At 64.3% G+C, this 17,767-nt stretch carries 16 protein-coding genes; 10 read left to right on the forward strand and 6 right to left on the reverse strand.

Going from position 1 to position 17,767, the window contains the following annotated elements:
- Nucleotides 1-20: 20 nt before the first annotated feature.
- Both NGM68_RS06585 and NGM68_RS06590 read right to left on the reverse strand, forming a co-directional pair.
- Nucleotides 21-1,226: a DUF8167 domain-containing protein gene (locus NGM68_RS06585; protein WP_252700848.1), complete on the reverse strand. Its 1,206-nt coding sequence runs from the start codon at nt 1,224-1,226 to the stop codon at nt 21-23.
- On the reverse strand, nt 1,223-2,458 hold the full coding sequence (locus NGM68_RS06590) for a DUF8167 domain-containing protein (protein ID WP_252700849.1): 1,236 nt from the start codon (nt 2,456-2,458) through the stop codon (nt 1,223-1,225). Before NGM68_RS06590 ends, NGM68_RS06585 begins: the two co-directional genes overlap by 4 nt.
- A 176-nt stretch (nt 2,459-2,634) precedes the next feature.
- On the opposite strand from NGM68_RS06590, the gene NGM68_RS06595 reads away from it, so the two are divergent.
- Entirely contained in the window at nt 2,635-3,813 is a 1,179-nt protein-coding gene (locus NGM68_RS06595) for an NAD-binding protein (RefSeq protein WP_252700850.1), read from the forward strand.
- A 12-nt stretch (nt 3,814-3,825) separates the two neighbouring features.
- Here NGM68_RS06595 and NGM68_RS06600 read toward each other — a convergent pair whose 3' ends face one another.
- The 3 genes from NGM68_RS06600 to NGM68_RS06610 all read right to left on the reverse strand — a co-directional run bounded on the left by NGM68_RS06600 (nt 3,826) and on the right by NGM68_RS06610 (nt 6,371).
- Nucleotides 3,826-4,080: a hypothetical protein gene (locus NGM68_RS06600; RefSeq protein WP_252700851.1), complete on the reverse strand. Its 255-nt coding sequence runs from the start codon at nt 4,078-4,080 to the stop codon at nt 3,826-3,828.
- 203 nt (nt 4,081-4,283) lie between these two features.
- Nucleotides 4,284-5,348, reverse strand: coding sequence for a sensor histidine kinase (locus NGM68_RS06605; protein WP_252700852.1), 1,065 nt, complete (start codon nt 5,346-5,348; stop codon nt 4,284-4,286).
- 78 nt (nt 5,349-5,426) lie between these two features.
- Complete coding sequence (locus NGM68_RS06610; RefSeq protein WP_252700853.1) at nt 5,427-6,371, reverse strand: calcium/sodium antiporter; 945 nt, start codon at nt 6,369-6,371, stop codon at nt 5,427-5,429.
- Nucleotides 6,372-6,516: 145 nt separating this feature from the next.
- Between NGM68_RS06610 and NGM68_RS06615 the strand changes: the two genes are divergently transcribed.
- The 8 genes from NGM68_RS06615 (at nt 6,517) to NGM68_RS06650 (ending at nt 16,090) form a co-directional block, all read left to right on the forward strand.
- Entirely contained in the window at nt 6,517-7,320 is an 804-nt protein-coding gene (locus NGM68_RS06615) for a shikimate dehydrogenase (protein WP_252700854.1), read from the forward strand.
- Nucleotides 7,321-7,515: 195 nt separating this feature from the next.
- Nucleotides 7,516-8,217 carry a helix-hairpin-helix domain-containing protein gene (locus NGM68_RS06620; RefSeq protein ID WP_252700855.1) on the forward strand — a complete coding sequence of 234 codons (702 nt, stop codon included), beginning with the start codon at nt 7,516-7,518 and terminating at the stop codon, nt 8,215-8,217.
- A 108-nt stretch (nt 8,218-8,325) separates the two neighbouring features.
- The gene (locus NGM68_RS06625; RefSeq protein ID WP_252700856.1) at nt 8,326-9,999 is read left to right on the forward strand and encodes an anthranilate synthase component I family protein; all 1,674 of its coding nucleotides are present in this window, start codon (nt 8,326-8,328) and stop codon (nt 9,997-9,999) included.
- Nucleotides 9,992-10,750, forward strand: coding sequence for an anthranilate synthase component II (locus tag NGM68_RS06630; protein WP_252700857.1), 759 nt, complete (start codon nt 9,992-9,994; stop codon nt 10,748-10,750). The genes NGM68_RS06625 and NGM68_RS06630 overlap by 8 nt, the downstream gene beginning before the upstream one ends.
- Nucleotides 10,747-11,640, forward strand: a complete 894-nt coding sequence (locus tag NGM68_RS06635) for an aminotransferase class IV (protein WP_252700858.1) — start codon at nt 10,747-10,749, stop codon at nt 11,638-11,640. Before NGM68_RS06630 ends, NGM68_RS06635 begins: the two co-directional genes overlap by 4 nt.
- A gap of 114 nt (nt 11,641-11,754) precedes the next feature.
- Complete coding sequence (gene aroC, locus NGM68_RS06640; RefSeq protein ID WP_252700859.1) at nt 11,755-12,909, forward strand: chorismate synthase; 1,155 nt, start codon at nt 11,755-11,757, stop codon at nt 12,907-12,909.
- Nucleotides 12,910-13,253: 344 nt separating this feature from the next.
- Complete coding sequence (locus tag NGM68_RS06645) at nt 13,254-15,155, forward strand: 2-oxoacid:acceptor oxidoreductase subunit alpha (RefSeq protein WP_252700860.1); 1,902 nt, start codon at nt 13,254-13,256, stop codon at nt 15,153-15,155.
- A 2-nt stretch (nt 15,156-15,157) separates the two neighbouring features.
- Nucleotides 15,158-16,090, forward strand: a complete 933-nt coding sequence (locus NGM68_RS06650; RefSeq protein ID WP_252700861.1) for a thiamine pyrophosphate-dependent enzyme — start codon at nt 15,158-15,160, stop codon at nt 16,088-16,090.
- A gap of 224 nt (nt 16,091-16,314) precedes the next feature.
- On the opposite strand, the gene NGM68_RS06655 is transcribed toward NGM68_RS06650, so the two are convergent.
- Nucleotides 16,315-17,478 carry an ArsA family ATPase gene (locus NGM68_RS06655; RefSeq protein WP_252700862.1) on the reverse strand — a complete coding sequence of 388 codons (1,164 nt, stop codon included), beginning with the start codon at nt 17,476-17,478 and terminating at the stop codon, nt 16,315-16,317.
- Nucleotides 17,479-17,570: 92 nt separating this feature from the next.
- Between NGM68_RS06655 and NGM68_RS06660 the strand changes: the two genes are divergently transcribed.
- On the forward strand, nt 17,571-17,753 hold the full coding sequence (locus tag NGM68_RS06660) for a hypothetical protein (RefSeq protein WP_252700863.1): 183 nt from the start codon (nt 17,571-17,573) through the stop codon (nt 17,751-17,753).
- Nucleotides 17,754-17,767: the final 14 nt, after the last annotated feature.

A 17,767-nucleotide genomic window follows, 5' to 3' on the forward strand; every position in this document is an offset into this window, starting at 1 on the left:
ACGCCGCCGACGGCAAGTAGCTACCGCTCCCGGGAACGAAGTCGGGTGATCGCGTCGGCGTCGGCCAGCACGTAACACGTGTCGCCGACCTCGAGTCGACGATCCGGTTCCGGGAACGGAACGCTGGAAGCAGAACCAGAATCTCCCCCGCTCGAGCAATCGATACCGAGCACGAGTCCCGGCAGGGATTCGACGCGCTCGCCAACCAGCGAATCTCCGGCGTCGATCGAGAGCGCCGTAACCGTTTCCGCGGTCGTCCGCAACAGCGCGCGAAGCGCTCTCGCCGCGTCGGCCGTTCCTGGACGGGTCACGAGACGATACTCCCGGCCGGTCTCGAGACTCGACGCGTCCGCAGCGTCGACCGAGAGGGTGACGACGTCGTCCGCGGTTCCCCGCAGTTCACCGTTGCCAATCCGTCGAACCTGGTCGCCGTTAGCCGACCAGACCTCGATCGTGTCCCCCGGCGTGGCATCGTGTGCCGGATCGCCGCGGAGCGCGATGGCGACCGATCCGGGGGCGAGCGTCGGCCCGATCCCGGCGGGGGTACTCCCGACCGCGAGTCGGCCGACCGTTCCGTCGGCGTCGATGTCGAGGTCCACGTATCCGATCCCGTAGTCGGACTCGAGACGTTTCCGGAGTCGATCCCGTAGCTCCTCGACGGTCAATCGCCGCGGGAACACCAGCGTCCGCCCGGCGATGGCTGCTCGCGTCGATTCGTCGACCGGGTCGTACCCCGCTGCATCCTCGATTTCGGCCGGAAGATCGACGGTGATAACGCGGCCGGCCGCTCGGACGAACTGCCCTACCTCGTCGATACTGGTCGGCGAGGTGAGTCCCGCCTCGCTGGCGACGTACTCCCCGATTCGTCGCCCGCCGTCGGCCGCGATTGCGCTCACGGCGAACGTACCCACGGTGAACAGCGCCGTCGACGGGTCGAGCACGTCCGCGTCGCCGATGATGGCGTCCTGTAACACCGTCTGTGTGTTCAGCCAGATAGCCACGAGCGCGACGCCGGACAACACGGCCACGCCCTCCGGTATCGACTCCCTGCTGTACCAGCGATAAGACACCGTCACGGCGAGCCCAACCCCGCCGGCGAGCAACGCGAACCCCAGAACTCTGACGAACACGTCGAGGACGATACTTGAGCCGGCGAACTGTCCGACGGCGGGTGCGGTGATTGTCCCAAACGGCACCGCCTCGAGTGCGAGTTGTGCCCGTCTCATCGTTCCTCCCCGAGATACCGCTCGAGAGCAGCCGGTCGGCCAGCGAGGTAGCACTCGTCGCCGGGCTCGAGGGGCTGCTCGAGCGACGGCGCAAACGTCCACTCAGGCTGGCGGTCGGCAGTGTCGTCGGCTCGCCGTTTGACGGCGATTGTCGTCAGATCGTGTGTCGTCGGATCCGGGAGTGGTTCCCCGTCCGTCGACCGGATCGTCACGTGTCGAATTTCCTGGCCAGCGCGTTTGACGAGCGAGAACGCTTCGAACGCGTCGCTGGTCGCGCGGGGATGAACCAGACACTGCACTCGGGGAGCGGCCAGCAACGGCTTCGTTTTCCTCTGCGGGACGGCGACGGTAATCCGGCCGACGCCGCCAGCGGTGGCGAGGCTGCTGGTGTGATCCGGTAGATCCGTGGGCTCGTCGACGCCGCCGTCCGTGGCCGGCGTTTCCGTCGATCCAGTTACGGGTGTCGCGTCGTCCGCCTCGCTCCGAACGCTGCACACGGTACCGCGAATCGACGTGTCTCCTGCCTCGAGGGTCACTTCGTCACTGGGTGCCAACCCCGTTGGAACGAGCGTGGTGAGGGACACGGCTCGAAACCCGTCGGGGATCCGGTTCGACAGCCCGCTCAAGGGTGGGGCGGCGGCGATCGTCGCCCGCCCCTTCTCGTCGATGGAGACGGACACGTCGGCGAGATCGTGTTCAGTTCGCAGGCGATCTTCGAGACGCACGGCGAGTTCCGACAATGGGAGATCGGCGGGGAGACGCCAGGAACCGGATCGAAGGGAGGATCGGAGACTGAGTGAGAGCGACGGATACCCCTCGAGATCCTGGATCTCGCCGGTCGGTCGAACGGTCACCTGGCCGACAGTGCCGACGAACTCGACGACGTCGGCCGAGAGCGTTCGCTGGCGGAGCGCGGTCAGCGAGAGCCGTCGCGGCATTGTGGCACCGAGCGTGTCACCCTGGCTGTGCGCGTAGAGGGCGAGCATCAGTACGACGAGAACGGCGACGAGCAGTCGCGGGGACTGCGCAATGTCGGGTTCGATTAGTCCGAGCAAACCACCCTGGACGCTCGCGATAGAGAGCGCCAGGACGACGACACCGAACCCCGGGAGTGTTACGCCGGTAAAGTATCGAACTACAAAGCCGAGTGCACCGGCGACGAACGCAGGCACGATCCCGGTCAGCAATCCGAGGTAAATGCCGAGAAGGATCTCGAGCGGAAGCGCCGTCATTGTCCGACACTTACGCTGGATGGATAAACCAGTACCGGCGACGGACACCTGTCCACGGCATCGACCCGTAGGGATGTCGCTCGAGTGTCGAGCACTCTCAGTGAGTCGAACGGCCTCGAACTGGCTTCTGCTGGTGAAGCGAAGCCTGTTTACATCCCGGATTCGATCAACTCTGTATGGTCGGTGAGCGGATCACCAGTCGGCTGCCACACAACTGGGCGTGGATCGTCACTACTCGATCAGCCGTGGTGCTCGCGCTCGCCGTTGCGCTCCTCTCCGTGGGGACGGGGATCGTCAACATAGAGCAACCGACTGCCGACTTCGGCCCACTCGCAGAATACGTTCCGGCGTTCGTCACCCAGACGGTCGGTTTCACCGGGGCGCTCACCGGGTTTCTGATGGTCGGCAGCGCGCTCGCCCTTCGACGCGGACTCCGTGCTGGCTGGTACGCGACCATCATTTTGCTCCCGATTACGGCCCTTCAGGGGCTCTTACAGACGAGCATCTACTCGATTCCGCTCGTCTTTCTCTCCGTGATTTCGCTTCCGACGCTGCTCGTCACGCGCCGGAAGTTCGATAAGTCCCTCGAGCTCACGACCACGCAGTTGGCCGCCGGCGGTGCCCTCGTCGGCGTCCAGGCCTACGGTACTTTTGGCTCGTACGCCCTTCGAGAGGACTTCGACGGGATCGAAGACCTCCTCGATGCGTTCTACTTCACGCTCGTGACCTCGAGTACGGTCGGGTACGGTGACATCGGACCGGAGAGCGCGGAGGCCCAACTGTTCACCATGTCCGTCGTCGTCCTCGGGGTGGCCAGTTTCGGTATCGCTATCGGGGCCCTCGTCGGCCCGGCCATCCAGGCCAGAATCACGAAGACACTCGGAAAAATGACTGACTCAGAACTCGAACTCCTCGACAACCACATTCTCGTCCTCGGCTACGGCGAGTTGACCGAACCGATCATCGACGAACTTCAGGCGGCGAATCACCCGTTCGTCGTGATCACGAACAATCGCGAGGCGGCGACCACCCTCTCCGAACGGGAGATACCGGTCATCACCGCCAATCCGAGCGACGAACAGCCCCTCGAGCGAGGCCACATCGAACGGGCGAACGCCGTGGTCGTGGCGACGAATCACGACGCCGAAGACGCACTGGCCGTGCTCACCGCTCGAGAACTCGCCGAGGAGATTCGTATCGTCGCCGCCGCAACCGACCGGGAGAACACCAGAAAACTCGAGCGTGCAGGTGCCGACGTCGTGTTGAGCCCCGCCGTCCTGGGCGGAAATTTACTCGTGCGTTCCGCACTTGGAGCAGACGAGTCGGCCGTCCTCGAACGCATTTTCGAGGAGTAGGTCACACGATTGTTATCGATCCGTCTGTGGCCCCCACAATCGCGCTCGGGTGGTATCGCGTCGAGCGCGGTCGGCATCTCGTTCTCGTAGCCAGGTTCGAACTCGATTGTACGTCGAGGCTGCGAGCGCCCCGCTGATCGCCGCCACCACGAGCGTCGGATAGGACAGTGCGACGAGCAGACCGAAGAACACGACGAGGACGGCGATGGAAACGCCGACCCGTGGCGCGAGCCTGTGGGTGGGGGCAGGGTGTGGATGTGGTTGCATCATACAGGTGGTGAGAGGACACGACCGGGGATAAGTGTAATCTGAAAATCATTTCTGTAATCGTCGTTACTGAATTCGTCTTCAGTCAGCGGACAGGACGTTTCCCGAGGGGGCGTTGCAACTCTCGTCTCAGGGACAGACACAGAACAGAACAGGCACAGACACAGGCACTCGAGGATTCACCCCAATCCCGGACAACTCGCTCAAAACCGTGCGCCGCTCCGGACGCCGGTGAATTCGAAGCTTGCCCCACCGTCGGCGCTCTCGGTGACGGTAACCTCCCAGCCGTGGGCGTCCGCCACGGCCCGAACGATCGCCAGACCGAGCCCGGAACCGTCGGGGTTCGAGGAAACGCCCTGTTCCAGCACGGTGTTTCGCTTTTCGGGTGGGATACCCGGTCCATCGTCCTCGACGTAGAACCCGTTCCGGAGGGCACCGACGCCGACGCAGACGTCTGCACTGCCGTGTTCCACTGCATTTCGAAACAGGTTCTCGAAGAGTCGTTTCGTTCGGTGGGGGTCGGCGTGTACGGTTCGAGTCGACTCGAGTTCGTAGCTCGCGTCTCCCGTTTCGACGACCGACCAGGCTTCCGAGACGAGGTCGACCAGTTGCACCGGTTCGGGGTCGTCGACCTGGGCTCCGTTCCGAGCGATCGAGAGGGAATCTTCGATCAGTTCGTCCATTCGCACGAGTGACTGATCGACGGCACTGAGGTGCTCCGGGTCGCCCGTTCGGAACGTCTCTTTGAGCCGTCCGCGGGCGACCATCAACGGATTCCTGAGATCGTGTGAGACGATGCTTGCAAACGCTTCCAGGCGCTCGCTCTGCCGTCTTGCCTCGCGAACCGCTGCACGCTGGCGAATCTCGTACATCCCGGCGACGGTGCCGGCTGCGACCCCAACGGTGCCGCTCATGAGCGTCAGATACAGCGGCGTCGCGACACCGGTGCCGTGTAAGGCCAGCACGTGGAGGTGCAGCGCCGTTACCAGCGCCGCAGCCAGGAACCCGCCGAGCCCGTAGGCGAAGACCGACAGTCGATCCCGGATTCCGACGCCAGTGGCGACCAGATATTGGTCGGCGAGGACGACAGCCGTCGCGGCGACGAGCGGGAACGCGCTCTCGAGTATCACCTGACTCGAGAGGTTCTCCGCGGCGATTCGCAAGCCGATGGTGGCCGCGAGAAACAGCCCGAGCGCGGAGAGTGGGGATACCGGTAGCTGTTCGCCGAGATCCGTGAGCCAGTCGCCGTCGGACGTCACGCGTTGCACGATGTCGTTGCCACCACGATGATAGCTATCACTCTACGGGACAATCCCAATATCATTTCGGTCAAATGTACCTCGACCTCAGGTGAACAATAGCCAGATGAACACTGCATAACAGCCGACGAGGATCGCCCCATCGGCTCGAGTCAATCGACGGCCGTAGCCCATCATCCCGACGAGCAACAGCGTGAACCCGAGAACGAGTGGGAGTTCGAAGCGAAGGGTCGACGGCGACACCGTGACCGGGACGGCGACGGCGAGTATCCCCAGGACGGCCACGATGTTGTAGATGTTCGACCCGATCACGTTCCCGATGGTAAACCCAGTTTCCCCGCGGGCGGCCCCCACGGCCGAGGCGGCGAGTTCCGGCAGCGAGGTGCCCAGCGCGAGCACGGTCACCCCGACGACGAACTCGGGGACGTCCATCGCCAGCAAGAGGGAAGAGCCACCCGAAACGAGCCAGCGAGAGCCAACGAGGAGCGCGAGCAGGCCGCCGACGACGAACCCGACGTCTCTGGTGGAAACTGCCTTCGTAGCGTCGACCTTCGTCGAAACCGGTGCGGGCTGTGTTTTCGCGTAGTAGAGGAGATACCCGGAGAAAACCGCCAGCACGACGAGAAAGAAGCCGCCCTCGAGTCGACCAATCCGGCCGTCGATCGCGACCACTGGCAGGAGCAGGGCGGTAAACAGCATGAACGGCACGTGGCGGCGCATGACGGTGTCGCTGATCGTGAGCGGCCGAATCAACGCGGAGATGCCGAGAACGAGACCGATGTTGGCGATGTTCGACCCGACGATGGTGCCGAGCCCGACGTCAGCGGAGACCTCGAGGGCTCCGAGCATGGCGACGAACAGTTCGGGGGCCGTCGTCGCGAACGCGACCACCGTGACACCGACGGTTGCTGCCCGAAGACCGAACCCGAGCGCGAGTCGACCAGCCCCCTTGACGAGCAATTCGGCACCAGCGAACAACGACAGTACCCCGAGGACGAGCGAGAGTACGGAAAGGGTTACGCCGTCGATCATGACACTCGCTGAGACGTACTGCCGTTGTGGCTATAAGCCGTGTGAAACGGGTCGTTCGGCAGCCTCTCAGTCGCGCCCCGATCGCTCGAGCGACACCTGCCGGAGTCAGACCCGTTATTACGTCGGAGCACCCAGCACTGAGCAAATGGACGTCTTCGGTCTCCTCGGGAACCCAGTTGGACACTCCCTCTCGCCACCGATGCACGAAGCGGCCTACGCCGAACTCGGACTCGAGGCCCGGTACGTCACCTTCGAACCGGCACCCGAAGCCCTCGGGGATGCGGTCGCAGGTGCCCAGGCACTCGGTATTACCGGCCTCAATGTGACGGTGCCGTTCAAACGGGACGTCCTCGAGTTCGTCGAACCCGACCCGCTCGCCGAGCGCATTGGCGCGGTCAATACGATCGAGTTCGGCGGGGACGGCCCGCCAACCGGATACAACACGGATGCGATTGGGGCGGTTCGATCCCTGCGCGACCACGACGTCTCGCTTCGGGGCGAATCGGCCGTCGTCGTCGGTGCTGGCGGGGCCGGTCGGGCGATCGCGTTCGGTCTCGCCGACGAGGGCGCGACGGTGACGATCGCCAACCGGACGGCCTCGAAAGCCGAGCGGCTCGCCGACGCGATACCGGGGGCGACGGGTGGTGGCCTCGAGATCCTTCCCGACGTCGTCCCCAGAGCCGATGTCCTCGTCAACGCGACTACGGTCGGGATGGACGAGGATCGCTCACCCGTCCCCACAACTGCCCTCCACGACAACCTCGCTGTGATGGATGCGGTGTACAGCCCCCTGGAAACGCGACTGCTCCGTGAGGCGACCACTGCGGGAGCGACACCGATCGACGGCGCGTGGATGTTGCTGTATCAGGGTGTCGACGCACTAGAGCGATGGACGGGAACGGAAGCACCAGTTGCGGCGATGAACGAGGCGCTTCGTTCCCACCTGTAATCGGTTACGGTTACCTGTTATCGGTTCCTAACCACGTGTAATCGGTTGCAGTCTACCTGTTATCGGTTCCCAGGACTGTCACTATCTGACGACTCCCGATGATCCACTGAATCATCGACTGCCGTTCGAGTCGACATGGTCGCTCGTGTCCGATATCAGACGACTTTAAGTAGCGGTGGAAATTACCCATCAGTAATGGGACTCCTGCAGAAAATACAGTCGTTGCTCGGACTCGATGGCAACGACACCGACTCGAGATCGACCGACGATCGATCGGTGGGTGTAACCGTCGAACGCGAGCGAGGCGAGCCGACAACAGCGGACGCTGGCGACCTCGAGGAGCCAGCCGAGCCCAAATCGATCGGAACGGCCGGTGAATCGACCGCAAACGACGAAGACGAACACGAAGACGTGGGTGTGGGTGTGGAGGGTGAAGCCGAGGATTTCGATGCCGGCGCCGACGAGGGCCAGGCCGATAAAACCGAAAGCAGCGCCGGCGACGCTGACGTCGAGGACGTTGTAACCGAAGCCGAGTCTGAGACTGACGCCGACGCCGATGCCGACGAATCGGCCGCGGCTGGCACGTCCGCCTCGAGTTCGACTGGATCGATGACGGACGTTCCGGACGAACCCGCGGAGGCGGTCGAACCGGCCGAAGCAGCAGGGCCAACGACCGAAGACGCCGTCCCGGAAACCGAGAAGCGTCCGGACGAATCCGCGGGCGAACCGGTCACTGTTATCAAGGGTATCGGGCCAGCCTACGCGGATCGCCTCGCCGAGGCGGGCATCGAAACGGTTGCTGACCTCGCCGCTGGCGACGCCGACGAACTCGAGGGGACGACGGACATCTCGGCGACGCGGATCCAGGGCTGGATCGATCGGGCGAAGGTTCGCTGAGAGCGACGGTTCGTTGACCACGATTCCGGTAACAAATTCTCGCGTCAGTCGCCGGCACCAGACCTCGAAAACCGCAAGAGCGTTAGGCCACCCCTTCGTTGTGAGCACATGAACGAACCGCGTGTCGTCATCGACGAGGCGGACGTGCTCCATCTCGTCGAGGCGATCGGGGATGGGGACGAGGGTGGGAACGGGGCCATCGACGGCGCCCCCTCCCTCCGCGTTCCCGTCGAAGTCCGGGTTTCCGTCGACGATCCATTTCTCGCCTACCGGCGAGCCCGAGACGATTCCGGCGGTGCCTTCTTCGAGACGACAGGCGGCCAGTCGGGATGGGGATACTTCGGCGTCGAGCCGGTGGAGCGGGTGACGGTCGGCGCTGACGCCGAGATCTGCCCCATCGAATCGGCAGGCCAGCCACCGATCACCGCCGAGGAATCGGAGGCGACGATCGACACACCCGAGACGATTTCACCGACGCTCGCAGCACTCGAGGGCCTGCTCGAGACGGCGACGCTCGTTCGCGGCGACTGCGACGTGCCCTACCCCTGTGGCGTCCTCGGCTGGCTCTCGTACGACGTCGCCCGAGAACTCGAGTCGCTGCCGGGGTCGGCCGTCGACGATCGTGGACTGCCCCGACTGGAGGTGGGCCTGTTCGACCGCCTCGCCGCCTGGGAGTGTCCTGTCGACGACGGCCCAGTCACGCTTCGGGTGACTGCGTGCCCGCGAATCCATCGGGAGGAGCTACTCGAGGACGGCGAACTCGAGGACAACTGGGAGGACGTCGCAACGGCGACCTACGAACGCGGTCGCGAGCGTGCGCTCGAGTTAGCACGTTCGGCGGTCGAGGGCGACCCTACCGTTGGATCGCCTGCAGTGGCCGCCCCGGACGCAACCTTTGAGAGTACCTGCGGGCGCGAGGCGTTCGCCGACCGCGTTCGGCGGGTCAAGGAGTACGTGCGCGATGGCGACACCTTCCAGGCGAACATCTCTCAGCGACTGGCCGCGCCAGCGGCCGTCAACCCCGTCGCCGCCTACGACGCGCTCCGCGAGGTGAACCCCGCGCCGTACTCGTGTCTGTTCGAGGGACGAGCCGCCGATCTCGTGAGTGCGAGCCCGGAACTGTTGCTCGAGCGCGACGGCGACTTCGTCCGAACGGAGCCGATCGCTGGAACCCGCACGCGCGGTGGGACGAAGGCCGAGGACGAGGCACTCGAGGCGGACTTGCTCGGCGACGACAAAGAGCGGGCCGAACATGCCATGCTCGTCGACCTCGAGCGGAACGACTTCGGGAAAATCTGTGCCTACGGCAGCGTCGACGTATCGGAGTACCGGCGGGTGGATCGCTACTCCGAAGTAATGCACCTCGTCTCGAACGTGACCGGTCGGCTGCGCCCCGACGCATCGCTGGCCGACGCCATCGCGGCAACGTTCCCCGGGGGGACGATTACTGGTGCGCCGAAGCCGCGGACGATGGAGATCATCGACGAACTCGAAGACACACGTCGCGGGCCCTACACCGGTGGCGTCGGGATCTTCGGCTTCGATGGACGAGCGACGATCAACATCATCATCCGGACGCTCGTCCGATACGAGGACGAGTACCACCTCCGTGTGGGTGCCGGGATCGTCCACGACTCCGACCCCTACCGGGAGTACGACGAGACGCTCGCGAAAGCCCAGGCGCTGTTGAACGCGATCAACGCCGCGCTCGGCGAGCGGGCGGGGATGGCAGTGTCGCTCGAGGCCGGCGTCGGGGTTGAGGAGGGTGAGAACGATGACTGACGAACCGACGAGGACGACGACGGGAGAAGCGTCCACCAGAATCCTCGTAATCGACAACTACGACTCGTTCGTGTACAACCTGGTGCAGTACGTCGGCGAAGTCGCCGACGAGGTGATCGTCCGCCGGAACGACGCGCTGACCCTCGAGGCCGTTCGCGACCTCGATCCGACCGGGATCGTCGTCTCGCCCGGGCCGGGCACGCCAGCGGAGGCGGGGATCTCTATTCCGCTCTTCGCCGACCTCGAGCGCCCAATTCTGGGGGTGTGTCTCGGCCACCAGGCGCTGTGTGCGGCCAACGGGGCACCCGTCGTCTATGCCCCTGAGGTCGTTCACGGCAAGCCGTCGGTGATCGAGCACGCAGGGGAGGGGCTATTCGAACACCTGCCCGACCGCATCCAGGTCGGTCGCTATCACTCCCTGGCGGTCGAACGTGACGCGCTTCCGGATTCGCTGGTCGAGACCGCGAGTACGGCCGACGAACGCGACGTGTTGATGGCCGTTCGGCACTGTGAGCGGCCGCACATCGGGGTTCAGTTCCACCCCGAGAGTATTCTGACTCGAGAGACGGTCGGTGGGAACGGGACAGGCGGGACGGGAAGGACCGACGGGACAGACGGGACAGTCGAAGCAATATCCAGTTCCGCCGATTCCGCCGCCTCGAGCGGCGAACGGATCTCCCTCGAGATGGGAAAGACGATGATTCGAAACTTCTGTACGCTGGCGGTCGATCACGCCGGGAGGGAGTCGTGACCGACGACGGAACCACCGAGCGTCAGTACCACCTCGACGGGGAACTGGTTCCGGCATCAGCCGCAACCGTCAGCGTCGACGACCGGGGTTTTCGCTACGGTGACGGGGCGTTCGAAACCCTCCGAGCGTACGGCGGACAAATTTTCGAGTGGGAGGCCCACGCCGACCGCCTCGAGCGAACCTGCGAGACGATCGGGCTCGAGCACGGACTGTCGCGGACGGAACTCGCACGCCGAATCGACGAGACGCTCGCAGCGAACGACCTCGAGGACGCCTACGTTCGGCTGTCGATCACGCGCGGCGTGCAGCCGGGGACGTTGACGCCCAGGGAGGACGTCGATCCGACCGTCGTCGTCTACGTCAAGCCACTCCCTCGAGGCGGACGCTCGGGCGACCCCGTCTGGGACGGGCCGGCGACGGTTCAGACCGTCAAGCGCCGGCGGATTCCCGACGCAGCACTTCCCGTGGACGCGAAGACTCACAACTATCTCAACGGAATATTGGCGAGACAGGAGCTGTACGACGCCGACGAGGCCCTCCTCCGTGATATGGACGGCTACGTCGCCGAGGGGACGACGAGCAACCTCTTTTTCGTCGACGAGAACGGCCTGCACACGCCCACGACCGAGGGGTCGGTGCTCCCGGGAATCACCCGGAAGGTGGTACTCGAGCTCGCCGCCGACACCGGGGTGCCGGGACACGAGGGATGGTACCGACCGGACGACATCCGTGAGGCTGACGAGGTCTTCCTGACGAATACAACGTGGGAGATTCGCCCCGTCGAAACGGTCGATGGTATCACGTTCGAGGGAGAGGACGGCCCGGTTACGACGCTCCTCTCTCGGCTGTTCGACCAGCGGGTCGAGGACGTCTGTTACGCCCCGTCGTAGCAGCCACCCTGACGACGTCGCTATTTGGCGGAACGCGCGAGAACGCTGCGACGATATCGTCCGTTCTTGCACAATCCTGCACGCATAAGTGCACCCATCCCGGAGGGACGGCTAATGAACGGCAACCGCTTCGGTCGCCTCTTCCAGGTGACCACGTTCGGCGAGAGCCACGGGGAGGCGATGGGCTGTACGATCTCGGGGTGCCCCGCTGGCCTCGAGCTCACCGAAGACGACATTCAGGCCGACCTCGACCGGCGCAAGCCCGGCCAGTCGATGATCACGACCAGCCGCGGCGAACCCGACGCCGTCTCCATCAAGTCGGGGATTCAGGACGGCTACACCACGGGGACGCCGATCGGTCTCGTCATCCAGAACAAGGACGCCCGCTCGGGCAAGTACGAGCCGTTCATCACGGCCCCGCGTCCCTCCCACGGCGACTTCACGTACTCCGCGAAGTTCGGCACCCGGAACTGGGGCGGCGGCGGCCGGTCGTCGGCTCGTGAGACGGTCAACTGGGTCGCCGCCGGCGCCATTGCCAAGAAAGTGCTATCGCTCGAGGGGATCGAACTCAAAGCCCACGTGAACCAGATCGGGGACGTCGAGGCTCCTGACGTCAGTTTCGAGGAGATACTCGAGTACAGCGAGGAAAACGACGTGCGGTGTGCCCATCCGGAGACGGCCGAACGTATGCAGGCGCTGATCGAGGAGTACCAGGAAGCTGGCGATTCGATCGGCGGCTCGATCTACTTCGAGGCCCGCGGCGTTCCCGTCGGCCTCGGTGCTCCACGGTTCGACTCCCTCTCCGCGCGGCTGGGTCAGGCGTTGATGGCGATTCCTGCGACGACGGCGGTCGAGTTCGGACTCGGGCGGGAGGCTCGCGAGTACTCGGGGAAAGAGCGCAACGACGACTGGGAGTTCGATTCCGATGGGAACCCGGTACCAGTCGAAAACGACCACGGCGGTATCCAGGGCGGCATCTCGAGTGGCGAACCGATCTACGGGGAGGTCACGCTCCACGCGCCGACCTCGATTCCGGCCGAACAGCAGACGGTCGACTGGGAGACCGGTGAGGTCGTCGACGACGCACAGGTGATCGGGCGTCACGACCCCGTGCTTCCGCCGCGTGGCGTCCCCGTCGTCGAGGCGATGCTCGCGCTCACGCTCGTGGACTTCATGCTCCTTTCAGGACGACTCAACCCCGACCGTGTGGATGGAAATCCGGGCGAGTACGATACCGAGTATCACCCGAGCAATCCCCGGCGGGAGTGATCGACGGGCGAACTGACGGGAGTGATCGGCAGACGAGAACGGACGTGATCGACTTGTGATCTGGCGGGAATGATCGCCAGGCGACTGGCTTGGGTGATCGGCAGGCGATAACGGGTGTGACGACACCTGGCTGGTGGTCGCGCTCGCTCGAGCGCCCATCCAAACCTACCGCTGGTCAGAAGTAAACAATCAATCTGTTTCTCGAGTTATTCATGAACAATCTTGATCAATCTTCCACGGCTATTCATTCTTCATGAAAGATCCTTGGTAATCTATAGCAAAGGCTTTAGGTTCGCTGGGGCAAAAATTCGAGTACTGCTGGCCAACGAGGCCGCTTATCCACCATGAGCGATCATGAACTTATCTGGCGAGTCGCAGGGGGTTCCGGAGACGGGATCGACTCGACGAGCCAGAACTTCGCGAAGGCCCTCATGCGGTCGGGCCTCGACGTGTTCACCCACCGACATTATCCGTCGCGGATCCGCGGTGGCCACACCTACGTCGAGATCCGTGCCGCAGGGCACGATGTACAGTCACGAGGCGACGGCTACAACTTCCTGCTTGCACTGGGTGACTCCTTCGCCCGGAACCCACAGGAAGAAGCATACTACGGCAACGAAGAGCTCAAGCCGCTCTCGGAGAACCTCGACGAACTCCGTGAGGGCGGGATCATCGTCTACGACTCGGGACTCCTCTCGGAGGACGACATCGCCGAACTGAACCTCGAGGAACGTGCCGAGGAGAACGACTGGCACGTCTTCCCGATCGATCTTCGAGCGATGGCCAAAGAACACGGTCGAGAGGTCATGCGGAACACCGCCGGTGTCGGTGTGACGGCCGCGCTGCTCGAGATGGATCTCTCCCACATCGAGGATCTGATGACGGACGCGATGCCCGAGAAGATCCTCGAGCCGAACCTCGAAATCCTCCACGACGCCTACGAGATGGTGCAGGAGGACTACGAGTTCGAGCACGACCTTCGAATCCCCACGGGCGACCACGACGAAGAGCAGGCGCTGCTCTCGGGCTCGAACGCGATCGCCTACGGCGCACTCGACTCGGGCTGTCGGTTCATCGCGGGCTACCCGATGACGCCGTGGACGGACGTGTTCACCATCATGTCCCAGCACCTGCCCGACATGGGCGGGATCTCCGAGCAGGTCGAAGACGAGATTGCCGCGGCCGCACTCGCCGTCGGGGCGAGCCACGCCGGCGCGAAAGCCATGTCCGGTTCCTCCGGCGGTGGCTTTGCGCTGATGAGCGAACCGCTCGGCCTCGCGGAGATGACCGAAACGCCGATCGTCCTCCTCGAGTCGATGCGCGCCGGCCCCTCGACCGGGATGCCGACGAAACCCGAGCAGGGCGACCTCGAGTTCACCCTCTACACGAGCCAGGGTGACTCCGCCCGCGTCGTTTTCGCGCCGGGTACCATCGCCGAAGCCTACGAGCAGACGCGACTGGCGTTCCACATCGCCTACGAGTACCAGATCCCGACGATCATCATGTACGACCAGAAGCTGAGCGGGGAGAACTCGAACATCCCCGTCAGCTTCCTCGACCGCGAGCCGGATCCGTCGCTGGGCTCGACGCTCACCGAGGCGGAACTCGCGGAGATGCCCCACGACGCCTCTGGGAAGTTCCACCGTTTCCAGCACGACGTCGAAAACGGCGTCAGCCCGCGCTCCTTGCCGGGCCAGAAGGATGGTCGCTTCCTCGCGACCGGGAACGAGCACACGCCGGAAGGACACATCTCCGAGGATGCGGACAACCGCGTGGCCCAGATGGATCGCCGGATCGAGAAACTCGACGCCATCCGTCGCGAACTCGACGAAGAACACGAGTCGAACCAGACGTACGTCGGCGACGAGTCGGCTGACTTCGGCATCATCACCTGGGGATCCGCCCAGGGTGCCGTCGTCGAGGCGACCGAGCGCCTGAACGACCAGGGCCACTCGGTCAAGGCCGTCGGCGTCTCGGACATGATGCCGTTCCCCGAGGCCGAACTCACCGAGTTCATCGAGAGCGTCGACCAGGCGATGGTCGTCGAGATGAACGCCACGGCGCAGTTCCGCGGCCTCATCCAGAAGGAACTCGGCCGCTACGGTGAGAAACTGACCAGCCTGCTCAAATACAACGGCAACCCGTTCGAACCCGCCGAGATCGTCGAAGGCTACGAACTCAACGTCGAGGGTTCGGACGCGGAGCCGACCGCGCAGGTTCGCATCGAACCCGCTGCAGGTGACTGACCATGAGTGCATTCAACGCAATCGGAGACGACCGCGAGATCGACCGTAACGAGTTTACGCCCGGTCTCGAGCCCCAGCCGACCTGGTGTCCAGGATGCGGTGACTTCGGCGTCCTCAAGGCGCTGAAACAGGCGCTTCCGGAAGTCGGACTCACCCCCGAGGAAGTCCTGACCGTCACCGGAATCGGTTGCTCGGGCAAGCTGAACAGCTACCTCGACACATACGGGTTCCACACGATCCACGGCCGCTCGCTGCCGGTTGCTCGCGCCGCAAAACTCGCGAACGACGGCCTCGAGGTCATCGCCGCCGGCGGTGACGGCGACGGCTACGGGATCGGTGGCAACCACTTCATGCACACGGCTCGAGAGAACCACGACATGACCTACATCGTGTTCAACAACGAGGTCTTCGGCCTGACGAAGGGCCAGACCTCGCCGACGAGCCCGAAAGGCCACACGTCGAAGACGACGCCGCACGGTAACGCCAAGTCGCCGATCCGGCCGCTCTCGCTGGCGCTGACCTCGGGGGCGACCTACATCGCTCGTACCGCGGCGGTGAACCCGAACCAGGCCAAAGAGATCATCAAGGAGGCCATCGAGCACGACGGCTTCGCGCACATCGACTTCCTGACCCAATGTCCGACCTGGAACAAGGACGCCCGCCAGTACGTCCCGTACGTCGACGTCCAGGAGTCCGACGACTACGACTTCGACGTCCACGACCGTCAGGAGGCCCAGGAGATGATGTTCGAGACCGAAAACGCGCTCTACGAGGGTACCGTCCTCACTGGCCGGTACTTCGTCGACGAACGCCCGTCCTACCAGCAACAGAAGAAGGAGCTGGGCGAGATGCCCGAAGAGCCGCTCGCGGAGCGGTACTTCGACGAGGACGCCGAGTGGGAGCGCAGCTACGACCTGCTCGAGCGACACAAGTAGTCGAATCGACGACGACGTCGATTTTCATCTCGATTTTCTTTTCTTGACGACCGACAGCGGCGATGCTACCGCTGACGGCCGGTACAGCTAGTGTTAGACGATCTGCCAGAACCTGCGTCGGTGCTCGAGCCCCCACTCCCGCGCGGCCAGTGTTCCTTCGAGGACCGATGGTTGTTGAGTCAACCGCTAGCTGCAGGCTCGAAGCGATCGGATCTGAAAACGCGTTACCGCAAACAGGCAGCGACGACCTCGAGCATCGCCTCCCCTTTCACCTCGTCGGCGAACAGCGGCACCCGCCGGACGTCGGTACCCCGAAAGAGCTCCTGGGCTTCCATGAGCGCGTTTTGCTGGACGTCCCAGCGACGCTGACAGAACGCACAGGACTCGAGGTCGGGCTGGAGGAACTCGCCCTCTACGTCGTCGGTCACCTCCGCGAGTGGCTCCATCACGCGGTTGACGACGACGGTGCCGACGGGAATCTCGAACTCCTCGAGCTGACTGCGCAGGCGCTTCGATTCGAGCACGCTCATCTCCTCGGGCACCATGACGATCCGGAAGTCGGTACGCTCGGGGTCGCGGAGGACGGCTCGGAGGCGCTCGATGCGCGCTCTGAGCACCTCGAGATCTTCCATACCGTCGGGTTCTTCGTCCATCGGGCCGCCGAACATTCCTTTGAGGCCATCGACCATGCTGCCGACGCGCTGGCGGAAGCTGATGATTCGCCCCATCATCGTGTCCATGATCTCCGGGAGCTGGAGCAGTCGGAGGGTGTGGCCCGTGGGTGCCGTGTCGACGACGACACGATCGAACCGATCGTCGTCGAGGTACTCGAGGAGGGTTTGCATCGCGACGGCCTCGTCGGAGCCGGGCATGGCGCCGCCGAAGAGCATCTCCATCGGGGACTCCTCGCCCATGAACTGGCCGAGGCCTCCCAGGGCGTCCGGCCCGCCTTCGGCCGCGAACGCGGCCTGCCCCTCCTCGAGGGCCGCGTCGGGGTCGATCTCGGCGGCGTAGAGTGGGATCTCGTCGTCCAGTGGCTCCGGTTTCGGACCGATGTCGGTCTCGAAAGTGTCGGAGAGGGAGTGTGCGGGGTCGGTGGAGACGACGAGCGTCCGCGTTCCGCGGCGAGCGCTGTCCAGCGCGGTGGCAGCCGCCATCGTCGTCTTGCCGACGCCACCTTTCCCGCCGTAGAGGACGTACGACGGGCCGTCGACGGGGTCGTCCGTGGGTTCGACGTCGATCGTCTGACGATCCTCGTCTGCGTCTTGTACGGGGTCGGCCGGGCCGTCGTCGACGGAATCCGTCGGCGTTACTTCGATCGTGTTGGTTTCGCCCGTCGCCTCGGCTTCCGCCTCTTCGTCGACGGGATCGACCTCGAGTCCGCTCATGTCGGCAGGTAGCGGATGAAGCCCTGAGTACCCGTCGGTTGGGGAGCCTCGAACATCGCTAGATTGATAAAAAGTTCGGGCGATGGTTCGGTATGCTCGCTGAACTATTCCTCTCACTGTTGGCATCGTTCATCTTCCTCGTGGCAGCCGTGTACGTGGGAACGACGATGGCGCTCCGCGGGTTCTTCGGGCCCCAGTACCTCGAGGACAGGTCGTTCTCGATCGAGTATGCGGGGGCGGATTCCGAGCGGGACGACGAACCGTCCCGAGCGTGATCAGCCGAGGCCGC

Origin of the sequence: Natronosalvus vescus, from assembly GCF_023973145.1 — an archaeon.
Classification (GTDB): Archaea; Halobacteriota; Halobacteria; order Halobacteriales; family Natrialbaceae; genus Natronosalvus; species Natronosalvus vescus.

Bases quoted from the DNA above. Each gene is read 5' to 3' on its own strand.
- aroC (WP_252700859.1), top strand. From the start codon at position 11,755: ATGAACGGCAACCGCTTCGGTCGCCTCTTCCAGGTGACCACGTTCGGC.
- NGM68_RS06630 (WP_252700857.1), top strand. From the start codon at position 9,992: ATGACTGACGAACCGACGAGGACGACGACGGGAGAAGCGTCCACCAGA.
- NGM68_RS06625 (WP_252700856.1), top strand. From the start codon at position 8,326: ATGAACGAACCGCGTGTCGTCATCGACGAGGCGGACGTGCTCCATCTC.
- NGM68_RS06645 (WP_252700860.1), top strand. From the start codon at position 13,254: ATGAGCGATCATGAACTTATCTGGCGAGTCGCAGGGGGTTCCGGAGAC.
- NGM68_RS06610 (WP_252700853.1), bottom strand. From the start codon at position 6,371: ATGATCGACGGCGTAACCCTTTCCGTACTCTCGCTCGTCCTCGGGGTA.
- NGM68_RS06650 (WP_252700861.1), top strand. From the start codon at position 15,158: ATGAGTGCATTCAACGCAATCGGAGACGACCGCGAGATCGACCGTAAC.
- NGM68_RS06620 (WP_252700855.1), top strand. From the start codon at position 7,516: ATGGGACTCCTGCAGAAAATACAGTCGTTGCTCGGACTCGATGGCAAC.
- NGM68_RS06590 (WP_252700849.1), bottom strand. From the start codon at position 2,458: ATGACGGCGCTTCCGCTCGAGATCCTTCTCGGCATTTACCTCGGATTG.
- NGM68_RS06600 (WP_252700851.1), bottom strand. From the start codon at position 4,080: ATGCAACCACATCCACACCCTGCCCCCACCCACAGGCTCGCGCCACGG.
- NGM68_RS06615 (WP_252700854.1), top strand. From the start codon at position 6,517: ATGGACGTCTTCGGTCTCCTCGGGAACCCAGTTGGACACTCCCTCTCG.
- NGM68_RS06595 (WP_252700850.1), top strand. From the start codon at position 2,635: ATGGTCGGTGAGCGGATCACCAGTCGGCTGCCACACAACTGGGCGTGG.
- NGM68_RS06655 (WP_252700862.1), bottom strand. From the start codon at position 17,478: ATGAGCGGACTCGAGGTCGATCCCGTCGACGAAGAGGCGGAAGCCGAG.
- NGM68_RS06585 (WP_252700848.1), bottom strand. From the start codon at position 1,226: ATGAGACGGGCACAACTCGCACTCGAGGCGGTGCCGTTTGGGACAATC.
- NGM68_RS06660 (WP_252700863.1), top strand. From the start codon at position 17,571: ATGCTCGCTGAACTATTCCTCTCACTGTTGGCATCGTTCATCTTCCTC.